Raw genomic sequence first — 15,003 nt, 5'->3', positions numbered from 1 at the left:
GGGACCGGGGACAACTGATTACCGATAGCAGTACGGCTGTTCATGTCCCCTGGCTTACTTTCCGGAGCTCCGACATCTTGATTCCGATCTGCCAGTAATAAACCGAACGTGCGAAAGCATAGTGGAAGCCGGCGGAACCATCGAGAAACCCAAGCTTAATGATATAAGAGTGTATAAATGCAACCGCCCACTTCAAAGGCATCCGGTCGAACAGCTTCTTCTGGAGGCTTCGGATGAAAATTTGGGATTCGTTCAGGTTTCGAAAACCGCCATTGGTGCGCACAACCGCCTCCCAATCCGAATAACGGTTATGCTTCGCGAAATAATCAAACAGGGAATCATGATCATAGTGCACCATACAGCTGCTGAGCACCCCGGTACTTCCATCAATCTGAGGCTGATAATGCCCTTCCACTTCCCACATGTTCGACGCCGACAGATCGTCATGATCCAGAAATCTGCCTAACCGGCGGTGGAACAGTACCAGCTTATACATCCTGTGCCCGTGCTTCAGCACCTTGTTCATGAATACATAGTCATACGCCACGAAATAGCCTGCCGCCAAATCCCGCTTTTCTTGAAACAACCCCTCCATCTCGGCGACCAGCCGGGGTGTGGCTTCTTCATCCGCATCCACGTAAAACACGTAGTCATTGCGGAACGGCAGCTCCTCAAGGCACCATTGCTTTTTCTTCGGATATTGGCCATTCCATGTAAAATTGATGACATGTGCACCCATTTCCCGTGCAATGGCACATGTTCGATCCGTGCTGTTGGAATCCACGACGAACACCTCGTCAAAAGCGGATACCGAAGCCAAGCACTTGGCTATGTTTTTTTCCTCGTTCTTCGTCATGATAATGACGGACACCGGGATTTTATTTTTCATAGGAAAAGCGCACCCTCTTATAGATTTTAGGAAAGCTATGTTTAACCAAACGAACGCCCCATTGCAGCAGCGCGATCGAAGCGCGGAGGACGATTGGCATCCCGAGAATGGTTTTACGGATAAACCACTGGTCCCGTTGGCCTTGTTTATGCTGGGTATGGGAGATACCGCCCTGCTCAAAAATGCATATGGGTTTACGGAGGTACGCTGCGGTCCCGCCCTGCAACAAGAGTTCCGCTGTCAGGGCATAATCCGCTCCGATCGGGTATTCCAGACGATATCTGATGCTGCTCAAACTCCCCCGCCTGAAAGCCATGGATTGGTGATGCGTAAACATGCCGTACCACATGCGCTTATGACTGCGTGCCGTCTTATACAACAGTTCACCCGACCGCGCTTCTTCAAGCGCATCGCCATACAGCAAATCCGGGAGATGATGCTGGATAGCTTGCATACGAAGCCGTTCGCCTATCGTATCATCATAAAATCGATCGCCGGAATTCATGAAGACCACATACTGGCCATTGCAACATTCCAGCCCTTTATTCATCGCATCATATATCCCTTGATCCGGTTCACTGACAAAGGACACTCGTTCATCTTCAATATTCTGAAGAAAAGCCAGCGTGCCGTCATCCGAGTTGCCGTCAACGACGATCCATTCGAGCGAGCAGGATTGCGACTTCACGCTTTGCCACGTTTTGATCAGACCCTGTAGATTATTTCTGCAGACCGTGACTACGGAGAGAAAAACTTCAGATCTGTCTTCTACCCATTGAGTCCGTATCATTTGTAACTGGCTCCCTTTAATCGAACTTGCTGTTCCATGTTTTTGTTCCTGCCTGCCAGACGCATCAACTGACGTATCAGATCAACGGGGTGGAAATGCACCGAAATGCCGAGTCTTCGCCGCACCTCTACCCACATCCAACCGTTCTGCGCAAGCAAACCGCATACCATCACGACGGCAAGCGCAAACGGTCCCCATGCATGAACGACCGTCACGGCCGCAATTACCGTCACGACACTGGTAATCAGCGTGATTCTCAACATGGCCCGCTCATGGCCGGTTAAGGTCAGAAGGAGTCCTGAAGGGCCTGCGAATAAATTGATGAGCTGACCCAGCGACAAGATGGCCAGAATGGCATGGCCTGAGCCATAGGCAGATCCAAATGCCAATTGAAGCACTTGCTCGCCCATCAACATAAAAACCATTCCAATGACGATTGCGGGCAGCGTAGATATGCCAACAATGATCCGGCCGGCATTTTGAATGCTCGGGAACTGGCCGCTGCCGAAATACTTGGAAATGATGCTTGTCATCAGCGTATTCATCAACACGACGAAGAAATTAAGCACGGCCATTAAGCGTACGGCTGCACCATAAATCGCCACTTCGCTCTCATCGTAAAAAACGCCCAGAATCCAGATATCGCTAGAGGTGAGCATAAACAGCGCGACGTTCGAAGCCATCATCGGGAGAGAGACGGCAAGCAGCCGCCGGGCGTTTGGCCCATGATCTAAGGCCGGCTCATTCGTTGGGTTCCGGAACCCTCCCTGGAGAAGCTTCAGCAATCTCCAACCGGCGACGAAGCAGCTAATCCCCATGCAGACCGTAACCAAGATGAACGCATGCTCCAATGATAATGATGAACGCCCCAGCCACATCAACAACCCTAAACCTGCCAGCATGAGAAAGTTGGACAAAACGCCGCTAAACAATGTAGCCTGCCTCACATCACCGTGTCCCCGAAAGGTTTCGGCCATTACATTTTGCAAAACCGTTAACATGATCCACAGCCCGGTCCATAACGCAGCCGATGCCATAATTTCCGAGCCCAAAACCCCTCGAAGCAGCGTCAGCTGCAGGAATGTATACAGTATGCCTGTACCGGCTGCTCCGAGCATCGCAATCTTCAGAGACAGCAGCGCGGTTTTACGGGCCCATGCCTGCTTTCCTTTCTCCCTCTGCTCGGCCAAAAAACGTATGATGCTCTGGTTCAAACCCAGCGTGCCAACCACGCCGCCAAAAAAGGCGATATTGAAAGCCATCAAATAGGCGCCGAAGGCTGCCGTATTCAGTACCCTGGACAGTAAGATATTAATGAGCAGCGCGGACCCCGCGAAGAATGCCCGCCCTGCAAATATCCACAAACCGCCGTTGACCGTTCGATTACGGGTGAGTTTGCGAAGATCGTGAAACCTTTCTAACTTATGCCGCGTGCTGGACGATCGTTTGCTTCTCACACGTATGCCGCCGACAGCGCTTCTTGGTATTTGATCTCTGCGCGCACCCGCTTCATGTCCTCGTCTACCATCATCTTAATCAGCTGTTCAAAGCTGACCTCAAGCTCCCACCCGAGCTGCTCTTTAGCTTTTGTGCAATCGCCAAGGAGCAGGTCAACCTCCGCAGGACGCACGAATTCGGGATCAATGACGACGTAATCCTCGTAATGCAAGCCCACGTAAGAGAAGGCTACCTCGAGGAGTTCCCTTACGGTGTGCATTTCGCCCGTTGATATCACGAAATCGTCGGGCTGCTCTTGCTGGAGCATGAGCCACATGGCTTTGATATAATCCCCTGCAAACCCCCAATCCCTCAATGCATCCAGATTCCCCATTCGCAGCTCCTGCTGCAAACCATGCTTGATCCGGGCAACGGCATCCGTGACCTTCCTGGTAACGAACTCCAATCCCCTTCTGGGCGACTCATGATTAAATAAAATGCCGGAGCATGCGAACATCCCGAAGCTTTCGCGATAATTCACCGTGATCCAATGGCCGTATACCTTGGCTACCCCATAAGGGCTCCGGGGATAGAAAGGCGTTGTCTCTTTCTGAGGCGTTTCCACGACCTTGCCAAACATTTCGCTGCTGGACGCCTGATAGAAACGCGCCTCCGGCTTCACCAGCCGGACCGCCTCCAGCATATTGGTTACGCTGATCGCCGTCATTTGGCCCGTTGCCAGCGGCTGCGGCCAAGAAGCGGCTACATAGGACTGGGCTGCCAGGTTATATACTTCGTGCGGATCGGCGATGCGGACCGCTTCGATTAACGAGGCGAGATCGGTCAGATCCCCGGATATCCAGTGAATCTTATCTTTAATATGGGTCACGTTCTCGTAATTAGGTGTGCTGGTCCGGCGGCGCAATCCAAAAACCTCGTACCCTTTGCTTAGAAGAAACTCAGCCAAATACGAACCGTCTTGACCGGTAACGCCAGTGATTAATGCTCTTTTCATATTGATCCTCCAACGGATTTACTGTAGATCTGTTGCGATTCTAAATAGTGCTCATAGGTTCGGGCCAATCCTTGCTCAAGGCTGATCGACGGCTTCCAGCCGAGGGCTGTCAGCTTGCTGACATCCACCAGCTTTCTGGGCGTACCGTCGGGCTTAGAGGCGTTATAGACAAAACTTCCGTCATAACCGACAGTGGAGGCTATGCTCTCTGCAAGTTCCCGGATGGACACATCCTCTCCGCAACCGATATTGACGATTGTATTGTCCTCGTAATGCTTCATCAGGAACAAACAGGCATCGGCAAGATCGTCAGCGTAAAGGAATTCCCGCTTCGGCTGACCGGTACCCCAAATTTCCACCTCGCGTTGACCTGTCTCCTTAGCCTCATGTATCTTTCGCAGCAGCGCGGGAAGAACATGGGAGGTTTCCAGATCGTAGTTATCGTTCGGGCCGTATAAGTTCGTAGGCATGGCCGAAATGAACCGGGTACCATACTGCCGATTGTACGATTGGCACATCGTGATTCCCGCGATTTTGGCAACGGCATAGGGCTCATTGGTAGGCTCCAGGGCGCCGGTCATCAAATATTCTTCCTTCATTGGCTGCGGAGCCAGTTTGGGGTAGATGCAGGTAGATCCGAGAAAGAGCAGTTTTTTTACCCCGTACCGATAGGAAAGATCAATGATATTATTCTGGATTAGAAGATTGTCCCGTATGAAATCCGCTGGGTGATCCCGGTTCGCAATGATACCGCCGACTTTGGCGGCAGCTAGAAACACATACTCTATCCCTTCACTGCTGAAGAAGCGTTCCACGCGATCACGTTCACGCAAGTCCAGCTCCTGGCTGGTACGGGTAACCAGGTTGCGAAATCCTTGCAACTCCAATGCCCTGACAATGGCAGATCCCACGAGACCGCGATGACCAGCCACATATATTCGGGAATCCAAATTCATTACCGCCATCTCCTTTTAAGAGGTTGTTCAAAAAGCATCTTTGGACCCCATGAACACCCGGACCGTCTTGAACAGGATCCGAATGTCCTGGGTCGTGGATTGTTCACGGATATACCTTAAATCCAGCTCCACCATTTCGCGGAACCCCAGGGCGTTTCTGCCGCTTACCTGCCACAAGCCGGTACAGCCCGGAACCACGCTCAGCCGCTGCATGTCGTAAGGGGTGTAGGCTTCTACTTCCGCAGGCAGTGGGGGCCGCGGTCCGACCAGGCTCATCTCGCCTCTCAGTACGTTCCACAGCTGCGGGAGTTCATCCAGGCTCGTTTTTCGAAGAATGCGTCCCACCTTCGTGATCCGTGGGTCGTTCTTCATTTTAAACATGGCACCTTCAACCTCATTTAGGTGAACCAGCTTCTGTTGAAGCTGTTCCGCATTAACGACCATGGAGCGAATTTTATACATTTTGAACGTTTTTCCGTTCTTGCCTACCCGAATCTGCGAGAACAGCATCGGTCCTCGGGGGCTTTCCACCTTCATGCACACGAAGATGATCATAAACAAAGGCAGAAGAAGAATAAGGCCAACAGCGGATAGCACGGCATCCGTCGCCCGTTTCAACCGGAAGTACCCTGAACGGGGCTTCACCGGATAAGAGCTCGCACCTGTCATCACGGGAAATTCTTCGGCTGCAGCGGTTTCCAACGTTCTTGTTTCAATCGTTTCGATATTCATGGCTTGATTCAATCTCCTATCTAGCCAACGTTCGGTTCTTATGTATCATTTGCTCAAGTCCGTGCAAAAGAGGGAGCCGCAGTTCCTCTTTCATCAACGCGAATTCAACCGATGTAAGAATGAACCCGAGCTTTTCGCCGACATCATAGCGCGTACCTTCATATTGATAGGCATACACTTCCTCGATTTCAGTCATTCGCTGAATGGCATCCGTTAGTTGGATCTCTCCGCCGATTCCTTCCTCCATCTGCTCCAGGTAAGAGAAAATCGCTGGGGTCAGAATATAACGTCCCATGATCGCCAGATTGGAAGGTGCGTCCTCGGCTTTCGGTTTTTCTACCATTCCTTGCACTCTGGACAGCCCTCCGATGGTAGGCACCGGATACGGATCAATGATTCCATATCGGTGTACTTCCTCAGGAGATACGTACTTAACGCCAATCACGGAACTCCGGGTCTGTTCATACTGTTCGATTAACTGCTTGATGCACGGTTTCTCCGCACGAACAATATCATCCCCGAGCAGGACGGCAAACGGTTCGTTGCCTATGAATTTTCGTGCGCACCATACGGCATGCCCCAGCCCTTTGGGTTCTTTCTGGCGAATATAATGAATGTCCGCCATGCGAGAGGGCCGCTGCACCTCATGAAGCAATTCAAGCTTCTTGGTCTGCCTAAGCTTATGCTCCAGTTCAAATGCGTGGTCGAAATGGTCCTCAATCGCCCGCTTGCCTTTGCCTGTAACGATAATGATGTCCTCGATACCGGACTCAATCGCTTCTTCCACAATGTACTGGATCGTAGGCTTATCCACGATCGGAAGCATCTCTTTGGGCATTGCTTTTGTAGCTGGCAAGAATCGAGTACCCAGTCCGGCAGCAGGAATGATAGCCTTTTTAATGGTTGCCATTGTCCGTTCCTCCTCTATCCTAATTCGTTCGTTTTACCGGAAAATTGGGTATTCCATGTGAAGCTCTATGTAAACAAGAGAGGGCATCTAACCCTTCCTCACTTTACGCCATCGACGATGAACGTCTAAGCCATCCTGTTTGACGGATGCCCACAGCATAATCGAGTGCCTACGGTGGTAGAGGTTCAGTAGGCATTACCTGATGTATGCTTTAAGTAACAACATTTATTCGGACGCGTTAACGATGGCCTTTCCGGAACCGGGCGGTTCAACCGGACTGCGTCTTGACACGGAGCTGCCTCTCGCTTTGAAGTCACTTGACTTGAAGTGCTGTATGACGGCCAGTGTCGGAAGTCCGAGAACCAGTTCAACCTCTTTGTCGGTGCGGATGGAATCATCCAAATATTCGAGCAAGAAACAGAAACCTATCGACAGCATCAGCGACACAACGAAAGCAATCACGACATACAGCAAAGGACTTGGAGTGACCGGTCTGGGATCGGCGTTATTCTCGTAGAGGATGGTGATGTTCCCGCCGGGAATGATAGAGGATATTTCGGATTTGAATACGTCGGCAACGGCCGTCGCTACTTTGAGCGCGCCATCGTAACTATAATCCCTGACGGATATCGTCATGACAGGTGTATCCTGTACGGTATCGACCACCATCATATCCATCAGGTCTTTCACGGTCAGCTTCAATTCCGGGTGCTGTTCCACCACTTTTTCCAGAATCACGCTAGTTCCGATAATTTCTTTGTATGTATAAACCAGACGCATCCCCATATCCATATCATCTGAACTAAGGACAGACTTTTTTTCTTCGGTCTTATTGGTCACGATCATCTTGTTGCTTGCTTCGTACTGGGGTTCAACCATTCGATAACTGTAAAATCCAACGAGTACGCAGACCACGGCAACCACGAGGAGAATTAACCACAGCCTTTTCTTCAACACGGTTGCATACTCTTTAATTTCAAGTTCCACTGAATTTCCTCCGTCCATAAGCAAATGTGCTTCCGTAGATACATTTTGTATCATTTAGCATCTTCAATTTACGATACAATTCGTATCGTGTCAATACTGATTTGGTCTTATTTACCTACAAACGATACATTTTGTTACACAATCAGAAAGCTAATTCAGATCTTTCAACATGATTTCTAGGCATGTAAGCGTACACAAATATAAATGCATGGCTGAAACAAAAAAGAAAAACGCCCCCATTCGGCAGACGTTTACATTTTTTGGTACTCTATTCTCTCATTTGTGAGTCGTTATAACTAATTGATCTTATTCCAATAGAGCTTGCTCTGTTTGTCGAGACGTGTAACATCGCGGAGGACGTATCGTCTGCCCTCCGTATCCTTGATTGTATAATCATTCTCCGAGAGGAAATCGATGCTCTCTTGCTGCTGGTCTATGCGAAATGAGATCCTTCCATATGTCGTCTCCACTTCCCATAGCCAATTCCTGCCCCGGCGCTTGATTCCCATAATTTTCAATATCTCGGGTATCAAATAGCTTCGCTGCAGTTCTTCCCTGGCAGCCGACTGGCTTTTCTTATCCAGTTCATCCAGCGAAAGAATAAAATGAACCTCTTGATCCAATGCAGAGCGTACAGAAATGTACCCCTCCGGCTTCGTGATCGGAAATGTCAGAACAAGGCGCACTTTACCGATTGTCTCTCGGTTTTTTTCCGCCTCTAGTTCACCTATCCCGTTTCGATAGAGTCGAAGACTCTGGTCCTGAGCCCATACTTCCCTTCTCGCTACCATCATGTAGCAACCTCCTGCATCGGTATCCATTCGTCTTTCGGGGCTTTCGCCTGCGCTGCATGAAGCAAACGATGATATACCCCTTGGCGTCTCAGAAGCTCTTCATGGCTTCCACTCTCGACCAGCCTCCCTCCTTCAAGAACCAGAAGCCGATCCGCTCGCCGAAGAGTCGACAGCCGATGAGCAATGACAAGGGTCGTTCTGCCTTGAACCACCGTATCCAGCGCCTCCTGAATGACAGCTTCGGTCTCCACATCGACCGAGGAGGTCGCCTCATCCAAGATCAGAATCGGGGGATCGAGCAGCACGGCTCTGGCAATCGCTATACGCTGCCTCTCTCCTCCGGACAACCGATGCCCTCTTTCTCCTACCTTTGTTTCATAGCCGTCAGGAAGGCGGCATATAAAGTCATGCGCATTTGCGGTCCTTGCCGCTTGAATAATGTCCTCTGTACTGGCTTCGGGGCATCCATAAGCGATATTCTGCGCTATGGTCCCATCGAAGAGGAAGGTTTCCTGAAACACTACCCCAATGTTTCTCCTTAACTCCTCTTGCTTAATGCTGGTAAGCCTTCGTCCGTCCACATAGATGTCCCCCTCGTCCGGATCATAAAATCGGCACAACAGATGGATCAAGGTCGACTTCCCCGCTCCTGACGGACCGATGATGCCTATCATCTCGCCAGGTGCTATTCGTAGGTTGATCCCTTGGAGAATTCGCCGATCTTGCGTATAGCCGAAAGCCACCTGATCATAGACGATTTCGCCTTGAACGTTGTTAAAGCGCGGAGCTTTCTCGTCATCCTTCACTTCAGCAGGCGTTTGAATCACCTCAAAGATTCGTTCGGCCGATCCCAGCACCTCATTGATCCAGCTGGCGGATTGCGCCAGCCATTTGACAGGACCGAAGAACATGATCAAATACGATGCATATGCGCTTAATGTTCCGACAGTCATGCTGCCTTCCAGCACGCTCCGTCCTCCGGCAAACCATACGAGGGCTGCAAACAGTGAAATGAATAACGTGAGTACCGGCGTCATGAACATCCATAAGTTCTGAATTGAAATCATGCGATGAACATATTTTTGATTGACCTGATCAAAACGTGCTTTCTCGGCATGTTCCTTGGAGAAGGCTTTTATGATTCGTATTCCCTGAAGAGCCTCCCCAACCATATTTTGAACGTGAATGGACGACTGCCACTGGGCATACCACATGTCCCGGACTTTCGGCCACAGACGCATCACAAGGATTCCAAGCGGCGGCAGCGGCAGAAGGATCATCAGGGTCAAGCGCCAATCCAAATAGAACAGCATTCCCATAATAAAAATAGCGGATAAAAATTGAGAGGTCAGATGAACAATCCCTTGCGACATAAAATTTTTGAGCGCATCCGTATCCTGATTAATGCGTCCGATATATTGGGATACCTGCCGATTATCAAAAAAACGCATCGATTGTTTCATCAGGGCATGAAACATATCTCTGCGAATCTCTCCTAGGAAGTGTCCACCGATCCTAATGGCCGTATAACCTTCGATCATCTGAAGCAATGCCTGCAGAATATACAAACCGGCGAGCATTACGGCCAACCATATCAATGACGCGGAATCCCCGTCTGAGCGAGTAGGCGATGATATTTCATCAATGATCCATTTGATTACGTAGGGTGGTGCCAGGGATACAAGAACGGTAACGGTTACGATGATCCCCATCATCATGATAGAAGATCTATAGGCTCTGCTCCGCTGAAGAAGATGGGACACCGTACTCCATTTCGGATTGCAGCGCATGCAGAAAGCGGAAGCGGGCCGTTTTGCGCGGCCGCAGCGGTCACATTTCCCCTTCTTTTCATCCAAATCGCCGCGTTGGTCCATACGATGCGGCGATGAATCCGTTATCCACTGTTCGACTTGCGGCAGAGCCTTGCGACAGGACTCAAGGTACGGTTCCGTGAATCGTAAAATTTCAACCGGGCCGTCCGAAGTGCCAGCGACAAGACAACCACCGCCGATGACCTCAACCAGGTCGATGTTCATCATTTTACGCTTGGGAATATCCAACAATTCCCTTCCTTCCCGATCCAGCGCCTGCAGCCTGGAAGCTGTAAACACAAGCTGCATCGGTTCAAAACGCACATCACGATTCAAGTCTCCGTGCAATATTAGCCAGGGCGTCTCTTTGCCATGCTTTTCCGATCGTTCCGAAATCCTCGATCCTCGTTTTCGTAATATCCTCATATCATCACATCTTTCTATTTAAAGCCTTCTTAACGACAAATACCGCCTTACCATCTTTGGCCACAGCGGTATGTTGAGCGTTATCCAGGTTAGAATCGACAATTTCCAATGATCGGCAGGAATCCAACCCTTCCTTTTATAAGTTCCGGTAAACCGTCCCAAGATTTGTTCTTTCCGTACCGGCTCATCCGGGACAATGTTGGTGTCCCCTTTAAATATGTATCGTTTCAAGCTGCCTTCGCCATGAATGTCATGAAGCCGATGACAGACGAGGCTTCCCGCTCCTGTAACAAAGAGATAGACTTCACCGATTCTGGCTTCCTCATGATTGAGCTTTTCAAAAGAACTTAGCTCACCCTCCACCATGAAGGGGTACATGCTGCGCCCCAAGGAGGGAAGTTGGATCCCCCCGCGTCTTTCCATCCATTCGTTGGCGATTCTGGCCTCATCCAGCATACGTCAGAAGGCCGCTGCCCAACAGTTCTTCAATAAATGGTTTTACGTCCTGCTCAGCAGTATGACGGTCAATGTCATACTCCTCCGCAATTTTTTCAATGATTCCTTCCATGTGCCCATATTCCGGAATGATGCTCCAGATATACCCCCCGAGTTCATTCAGCTTGGTTGCCACATGCTCCTTCATATTCAGCAATATCCATTCGTTTCCGATCATTTCGCTTTCAACATGCTCATTTCTTATCAGCAGCCTCGTTTGTGTTTGGCTCATGAAATCCTCTCCCAAAACGTATCATTTTTCTGAAAATAGAGCTGATAGGAAGGTACTTGCTGCACTACCTTCTTGCATAAAGCAATCATATTTCTTGTTTCCTCAGGATCATGACGCCAATAAAACACCTTATCCAGCATTAGCGCGAATCCGTCTAACGGCGTTATGGACACACGCTCCACTTCAGGGGATTGAATAATGTAATGGATGCCGGATAATTCGGCTTCCTCAAGTTCACAGGGATTCTCCATCTCGCTGCGAAATGGAGAATCAAACACGGTTACACGTCCGTTTTCTTCTATGTACAGAAACGTAGCTTCATCAGATAAAATCGGACGGGGACGCGACAGCTCAGCGACAGTCGACTTACCTGCACCGGATTGGCCTGCGAACATCCACGCTTTGCCGTCTTGAACCACACAAGAGGAATGGATCAGCAGTCCGCGCTCTCCATGGATTAGCCATGAGCTGTACAAATTAATTAATGCATGCTTCAGGGCAAACTCGTCATAGACATGGATTTCCGCCGAACTGTAATCCCGGGATGAAATCATATGATAATCACAGCGTTTGAAGTTAATTAGATGTTCGGATACAGAAATCTGGACAGGTCCATCATCAAATGGCTCTCCGTACCCACCTCGAATACGAACATACAAATCAGCCTGAGGATCCTGACCAGAAATGGCGGATACCCTAAATCGCTTGGCGACAAATTCGGCTATCCGTTTCGATTCGGTTTTAAAGGACACCCGGGACTTTCCGACTATTGCCGTTGCTACATACATATGATCAACCTCGACTTCCACCTATAATAATTCAATTCCAGCGAAGCGCTTTATGGAACGATGAACAAAGGAATGTATAAATACTACCAAATAGGGTTTCCGCCGCCGCCCGGGTTGCTGGGACGAGTCGTGCCAAACTCCACCTTGCCCTGTGCCAAAATTTTTGGAGCCTCGTAGGTCTTTTTCATACTTAACACCTCCTTCTTGAGCATTAGTTTATGATACAATTTGTATCATGTCAACTAGATAATGCTACATATCACAACCAATAAATAGTAAAAATATCCTATCTGAAAATTTCACTTTTTCTTATCCACAGCAGCGGCAAATTCCAAATAAGGAATCCTACCTGGGACCAGCGCTGCCTCCAAGTATCATGGACCGTGAAGGCGGTCATCATTCTGAACCATGAGTAACTAAAGCCCTTGCGACCCTGCATAACTTTACGCGCCTTTTCAAGGTTCCATCCTGGATATTTAAACTTGTATGAAAGCAGCGGCAGCGGCCATCGTGCCTGAAGATGCGGGAACATGCTGTAAACCAGATTCAAAGCGATCCATACCTTCGAGAGATTTCGATCCGCAGCGGCCATATCCAACAGTTTCGCGTAATCCAGCCTTGTATCAAGGGAATGTATAAGCGTAGCAATGTCAACAAAGTATTTCATCGACATCATGTGATGGTTCATGCCGTGCAGACAAATATGGTAAAAGGTGTGCAGCGGGCTTAGCTCGTAAATGTAATTAAAATCGCTCATCACGCAAGCTTCGTCCCACAAACGGGACACATCCGTAGCCGTAAAATCCTCTCTGCTGATATTCCAATGCAATTCAATGGTTAGCGAGGGAAAATTATCGTTATCCAATGATTTGACGTATTCTTCATGAAAATGTGTAGCATCGCCCGCAGCTTTAACAAATCCAGCATTCGTCAACAGCGTGGCGGCTCGATGCAAGTCCTCCTTGCCCACAAGCAGGTCGATATCTGTCGTGACGCGCGCTGCGAGACCGCCAAAATAGCGTTCTGCAAGCAGCGTTCCCTTGAGAGGGATCGCTTCTATACAGGACGCTTCGAAGGTCTGCAGGATCTTTTTGAGCTCGATTTTTATAAAAAGGTTCTGTAAGAGTACGGTATTTGCATCAGAGCTTAATTTGAGCCGGAATTTTTCCGGGATTTGAAGAAGAAGGTGTTTTCGCTGAAGCTCTGAGAAAACCTGGGGCCCGATATCAAACAATTCGACATCTTCCATCAGTTTGTCATATTGAGATTCACTCAGGGAAGGAAGCCTCCCCTGGTACAACTCATCCAGAAACATAACCAGAATGTCGCGGTTCTTCATTTCAACCACTTACTACCGTAATAAAGCTGCTCTGCTTCATTTTCTCTGATCGTTATATTGTTAAGCACTACCCCAAGAAGATGGGCCTTAACATGCTCAAGTTGAGTTTTGGCTTTTCTCACCTGGGATTTCTTCACCTTCCCACCCAGTACAACCAAAACGACGCCATCGCATAAAGCACTGACAATAAGCGCATCGCTCACTGCCAATATGGGAGGGGTATCAAACAAAATCATGTCGTAGCGTTGCTTAAGATCGTGAACTAACATTTGCATGTTGTGGGAACCTAGCATTTCGGAAGGGTTGTATGGAATGGAGCCGGAAGTTATGACGGAGAGATTCGTAACCGCCGTCGGCCGAATGACGTCTTCAATGTCTACCTGCTGGGCCAAGACATTGGTCAATCCGGTATCGTTCGAAACGCCGAATACGTGATGCAGTGAGGGTTTACGCAAATCCGCTTCAATCAACAGCACATTTTTGCCTTCATGCGCATAGGCGACGGCCAAGTTGCTAACTGTTGTTGTTTTGCCTTCGTTCATTTGAGCCGAGCCAACCATGATCACCCTAACCTGTTTGTCATGAACGGAAAATTGAATATTCGTCCTTAGCCCCCGATACGATTCCGCTGCCGGAGATTTCGGGTTAATGACGGTAACCAGAGGATTTTTGTATTTTCTCGCCATTTAACTCACCTGCCTATTAAAATAGTCCGATCCCTGTGAAAAGAGTGAGCGGATTTAAGGTAAAAGAACTAATGACCAAGCATCTGAAATATAGTAAAATGTCTGTATCTAGTTTGTTACTGTATGATTAGCTTTTTATTATATTGGCCTGGCGAACGATATATGTAATTTTGATAAACGGCATGGCTAAACGCCACATGACTGCTTATCATCCGGTTAAGCATGCCCGTTATCCGTGCTTTTTGATCACGATCCGTACATATTTGAACCTGATACAACCGATAATCATGCAATGGCTCTTGAGTCTGTATCCTCCCATAAACCTGAATATGATCAAACATGTCATCGATTTCATAACGCAGCTTTATCTTGGGACTCATGGGGATATCCCAGGGACACAGGAAAACAAGCTTCTCCGGACCCAGCTCGATCGGCGTCACATCGTGGCTTCTGCCGTGCAGGCTCAGGGGACCAATCTCCATGACTCTAATCCCTACCTTAATAAGATGCTTCGTTTCGCTTGACATCAGGATTTTAATTCTCCTTTATTTCTATAAATTCTGGTATGGGACATTTTATCGATGGATAAAATGATACTAAGTGTCACTCAAAAAATGATAACAGATACAAATTGTATCGTTTTATTTTCCAATTTTACGATACATATCGTATCGAGTCAATAGAAAAATCGTCATTTTCTACCTTCCGTGTGTAAA

At 48.7% G+C, this 15,003-nt stretch carries 16 protein-coding genes; all 16 read right to left on the bottom strand.

What is annotated here, in order from left to right:
* Positions 1–40: 40 nt before the first annotated feature.
* Positions 41–889, bottom strand: coding sequence for a glycosyltransferase family 2 protein (locus RB298_RS24545; protein WP_015737317.1), 849 nt, complete (start codon positions 887–889; stop codon positions 41–43).
* The gene (locus RB298_RS24540; protein ID WP_486049004.1) at positions 879–1,679 is read right to left on the bottom strand and encodes a glycosyltransferase family 2 protein; all 801 of its coding nucleotides are present in this window, start codon (positions 1,677–1,679) and stop codon (positions 879–881) included. Before RB298_RS24540 ends, RB298_RS24545 begins: the two co-directional genes overlap by 11 nt.
* On the bottom strand, positions 1,676–3,136 hold the full coding sequence (locus RB298_RS24535; protein WP_486049002.1) for an oligosaccharide flippase family protein: 1,461 nt from the start codon (positions 3,134–3,136) through the stop codon (positions 1,676–1,678). The genes RB298_RS24540 and RB298_RS24535 overlap by 4 nt, the downstream gene beginning before the upstream one ends.
* A complete protein-coding gene (gene gmd, locus RB298_RS24530) occupies positions 3,133–4,131 on the bottom strand; it encodes a GDP-mannose 4,6-dehydratase (protein ID WP_009590886.1) in 999 nt (332 codons plus the stop codon). The genes RB298_RS24535 and gmd overlap by 4 nt, the downstream gene beginning before the upstream one ends.
* Positions 4,128–5,087 (bottom strand): GDP-L-fucose synthase family protein, encoded by a 960-nt coding sequence (locus RB298_RS24525; protein ID WP_486049000.1) that lies wholly within the window; start codon positions 5,085–5,087, stop codon positions 4,128–4,130. The genes gmd and RB298_RS24525 overlap by 4 nt, the downstream gene beginning before the upstream one ends.
* Before the next feature lie 27 nt (positions 5,088–5,114).
* A complete protein-coding gene (locus RB298_RS24520; RefSeq protein ID WP_192570653.1) occupies positions 5,115–5,819 on the bottom strand; it encodes a sugar transferase in 705 nt (234 codons plus the stop codon).
* Positions 5,820–5,835: 16 nt separating this feature from the next.
* On the bottom strand, positions 5,836–6,729 hold the full coding sequence (galU, locus tag RB298_RS24515; protein ID WP_015737322.1) for a UTP--glucose-1-phosphate uridylyltransferase GalU: 894 nt from the start codon (positions 6,727–6,729) through the stop codon (positions 5,836–5,838).
* A gap of 225 nt (positions 6,730–6,954) precedes the next feature.
* Positions 6,955–7,716, bottom strand: coding sequence for a YveK family protein (locus tag RB298_RS24510; protein ID WP_009590440.1), 762 nt, complete (start codon positions 7,714–7,716; stop codon positions 6,955–6,957).
* A 296-nt stretch (positions 7,717–8,012) separates the two neighbouring features.
* Positions 8,013–8,510, bottom strand: a complete 498-nt coding sequence (locus RB298_RS24505) for a DUF1854 domain-containing protein (RefSeq protein WP_486048998.1) — start codon at positions 8,508–8,510, stop codon at positions 8,013–8,015.
* Positions 8,507–10,645, bottom strand: coding sequence for an ABC transporter ATP-binding protein (locus RB298_RS24500; protein ID WP_486048996.1), 2,139 nt, complete (start codon positions 10,643–10,645; stop codon positions 8,507–8,509). The genes RB298_RS24505 and RB298_RS24500 overlap by 4 nt, the downstream gene beginning before the upstream one ends.
* A 120-nt stretch (positions 10,646–10,765) precedes the next feature.
* Positions 10,766–11,203 (bottom strand): signal peptidase I, encoded by a 438-nt coding sequence (locus RB298_RS24495; RefSeq protein WP_015737325.1) that lies wholly within the window; start codon positions 11,201–11,203, stop codon positions 10,766–10,768.
* Positions 11,193–11,474, bottom strand: coding sequence for a PqqD family protein (locus RB298_RS24490; RefSeq protein ID WP_009590425.1), 282 nt, complete (start codon positions 11,472–11,474; stop codon positions 11,193–11,195). The genes RB298_RS24495 and RB298_RS24490 overlap by 11 nt, the downstream gene beginning before the upstream one ends.
* The gene (locus RB298_RS24485) at positions 11,471–12,262 is read right to left on the bottom strand and encodes a hypothetical protein (RefSeq protein WP_015737326.1); all 792 of its coding nucleotides are present in this window, start codon (positions 12,260–12,262) and stop codon (positions 11,471–11,473) included. Before RB298_RS24485 ends, RB298_RS24490 begins: the two co-directional genes overlap by 4 nt.
* A 286-nt stretch (positions 12,263–12,548) precedes the next feature.
* Entirely contained in the window at positions 12,549–13,601 is a 1,053-nt protein-coding gene (locus tag RB298_RS24480; protein WP_486048994.1) for a nucleotidyltransferase family protein, read from the bottom strand.
* Positions 13,598–14,287 (bottom strand): CpsD/CapB family tyrosine-protein kinase, encoded by a 690-nt coding sequence (locus tag RB298_RS24475; RefSeq protein WP_486048992.1) that lies wholly within the window; start codon positions 14,285–14,287, stop codon positions 13,598–13,600. The genes RB298_RS24480 and RB298_RS24475 overlap by 4 nt, the downstream gene beginning before the upstream one ends.
* A gap of 116 nt (positions 14,288–14,403) precedes the next feature.
* Entirely contained in the window at positions 14,404–14,814 is a 411-nt protein-coding gene (locus tag RB298_RS24470; protein ID WP_015737328.1) for a hypothetical protein, read from the bottom strand.
* Positions 14,815–15,003: the final 189 nt, after the last annotated feature.

Source organism: Priestia sp. BR_2 (genome assembly GCF_041954005.1).
Lineage (GTDB): Bacteria > Bacillota > Bacilli > Paenibacillales > Paenibacillaceae > Paenibacillus_AQ > Paenibacillus_AQ lautus_A.
This window is presented reverse-complemented; position numbering and strand designations above follow the sequence as displayed.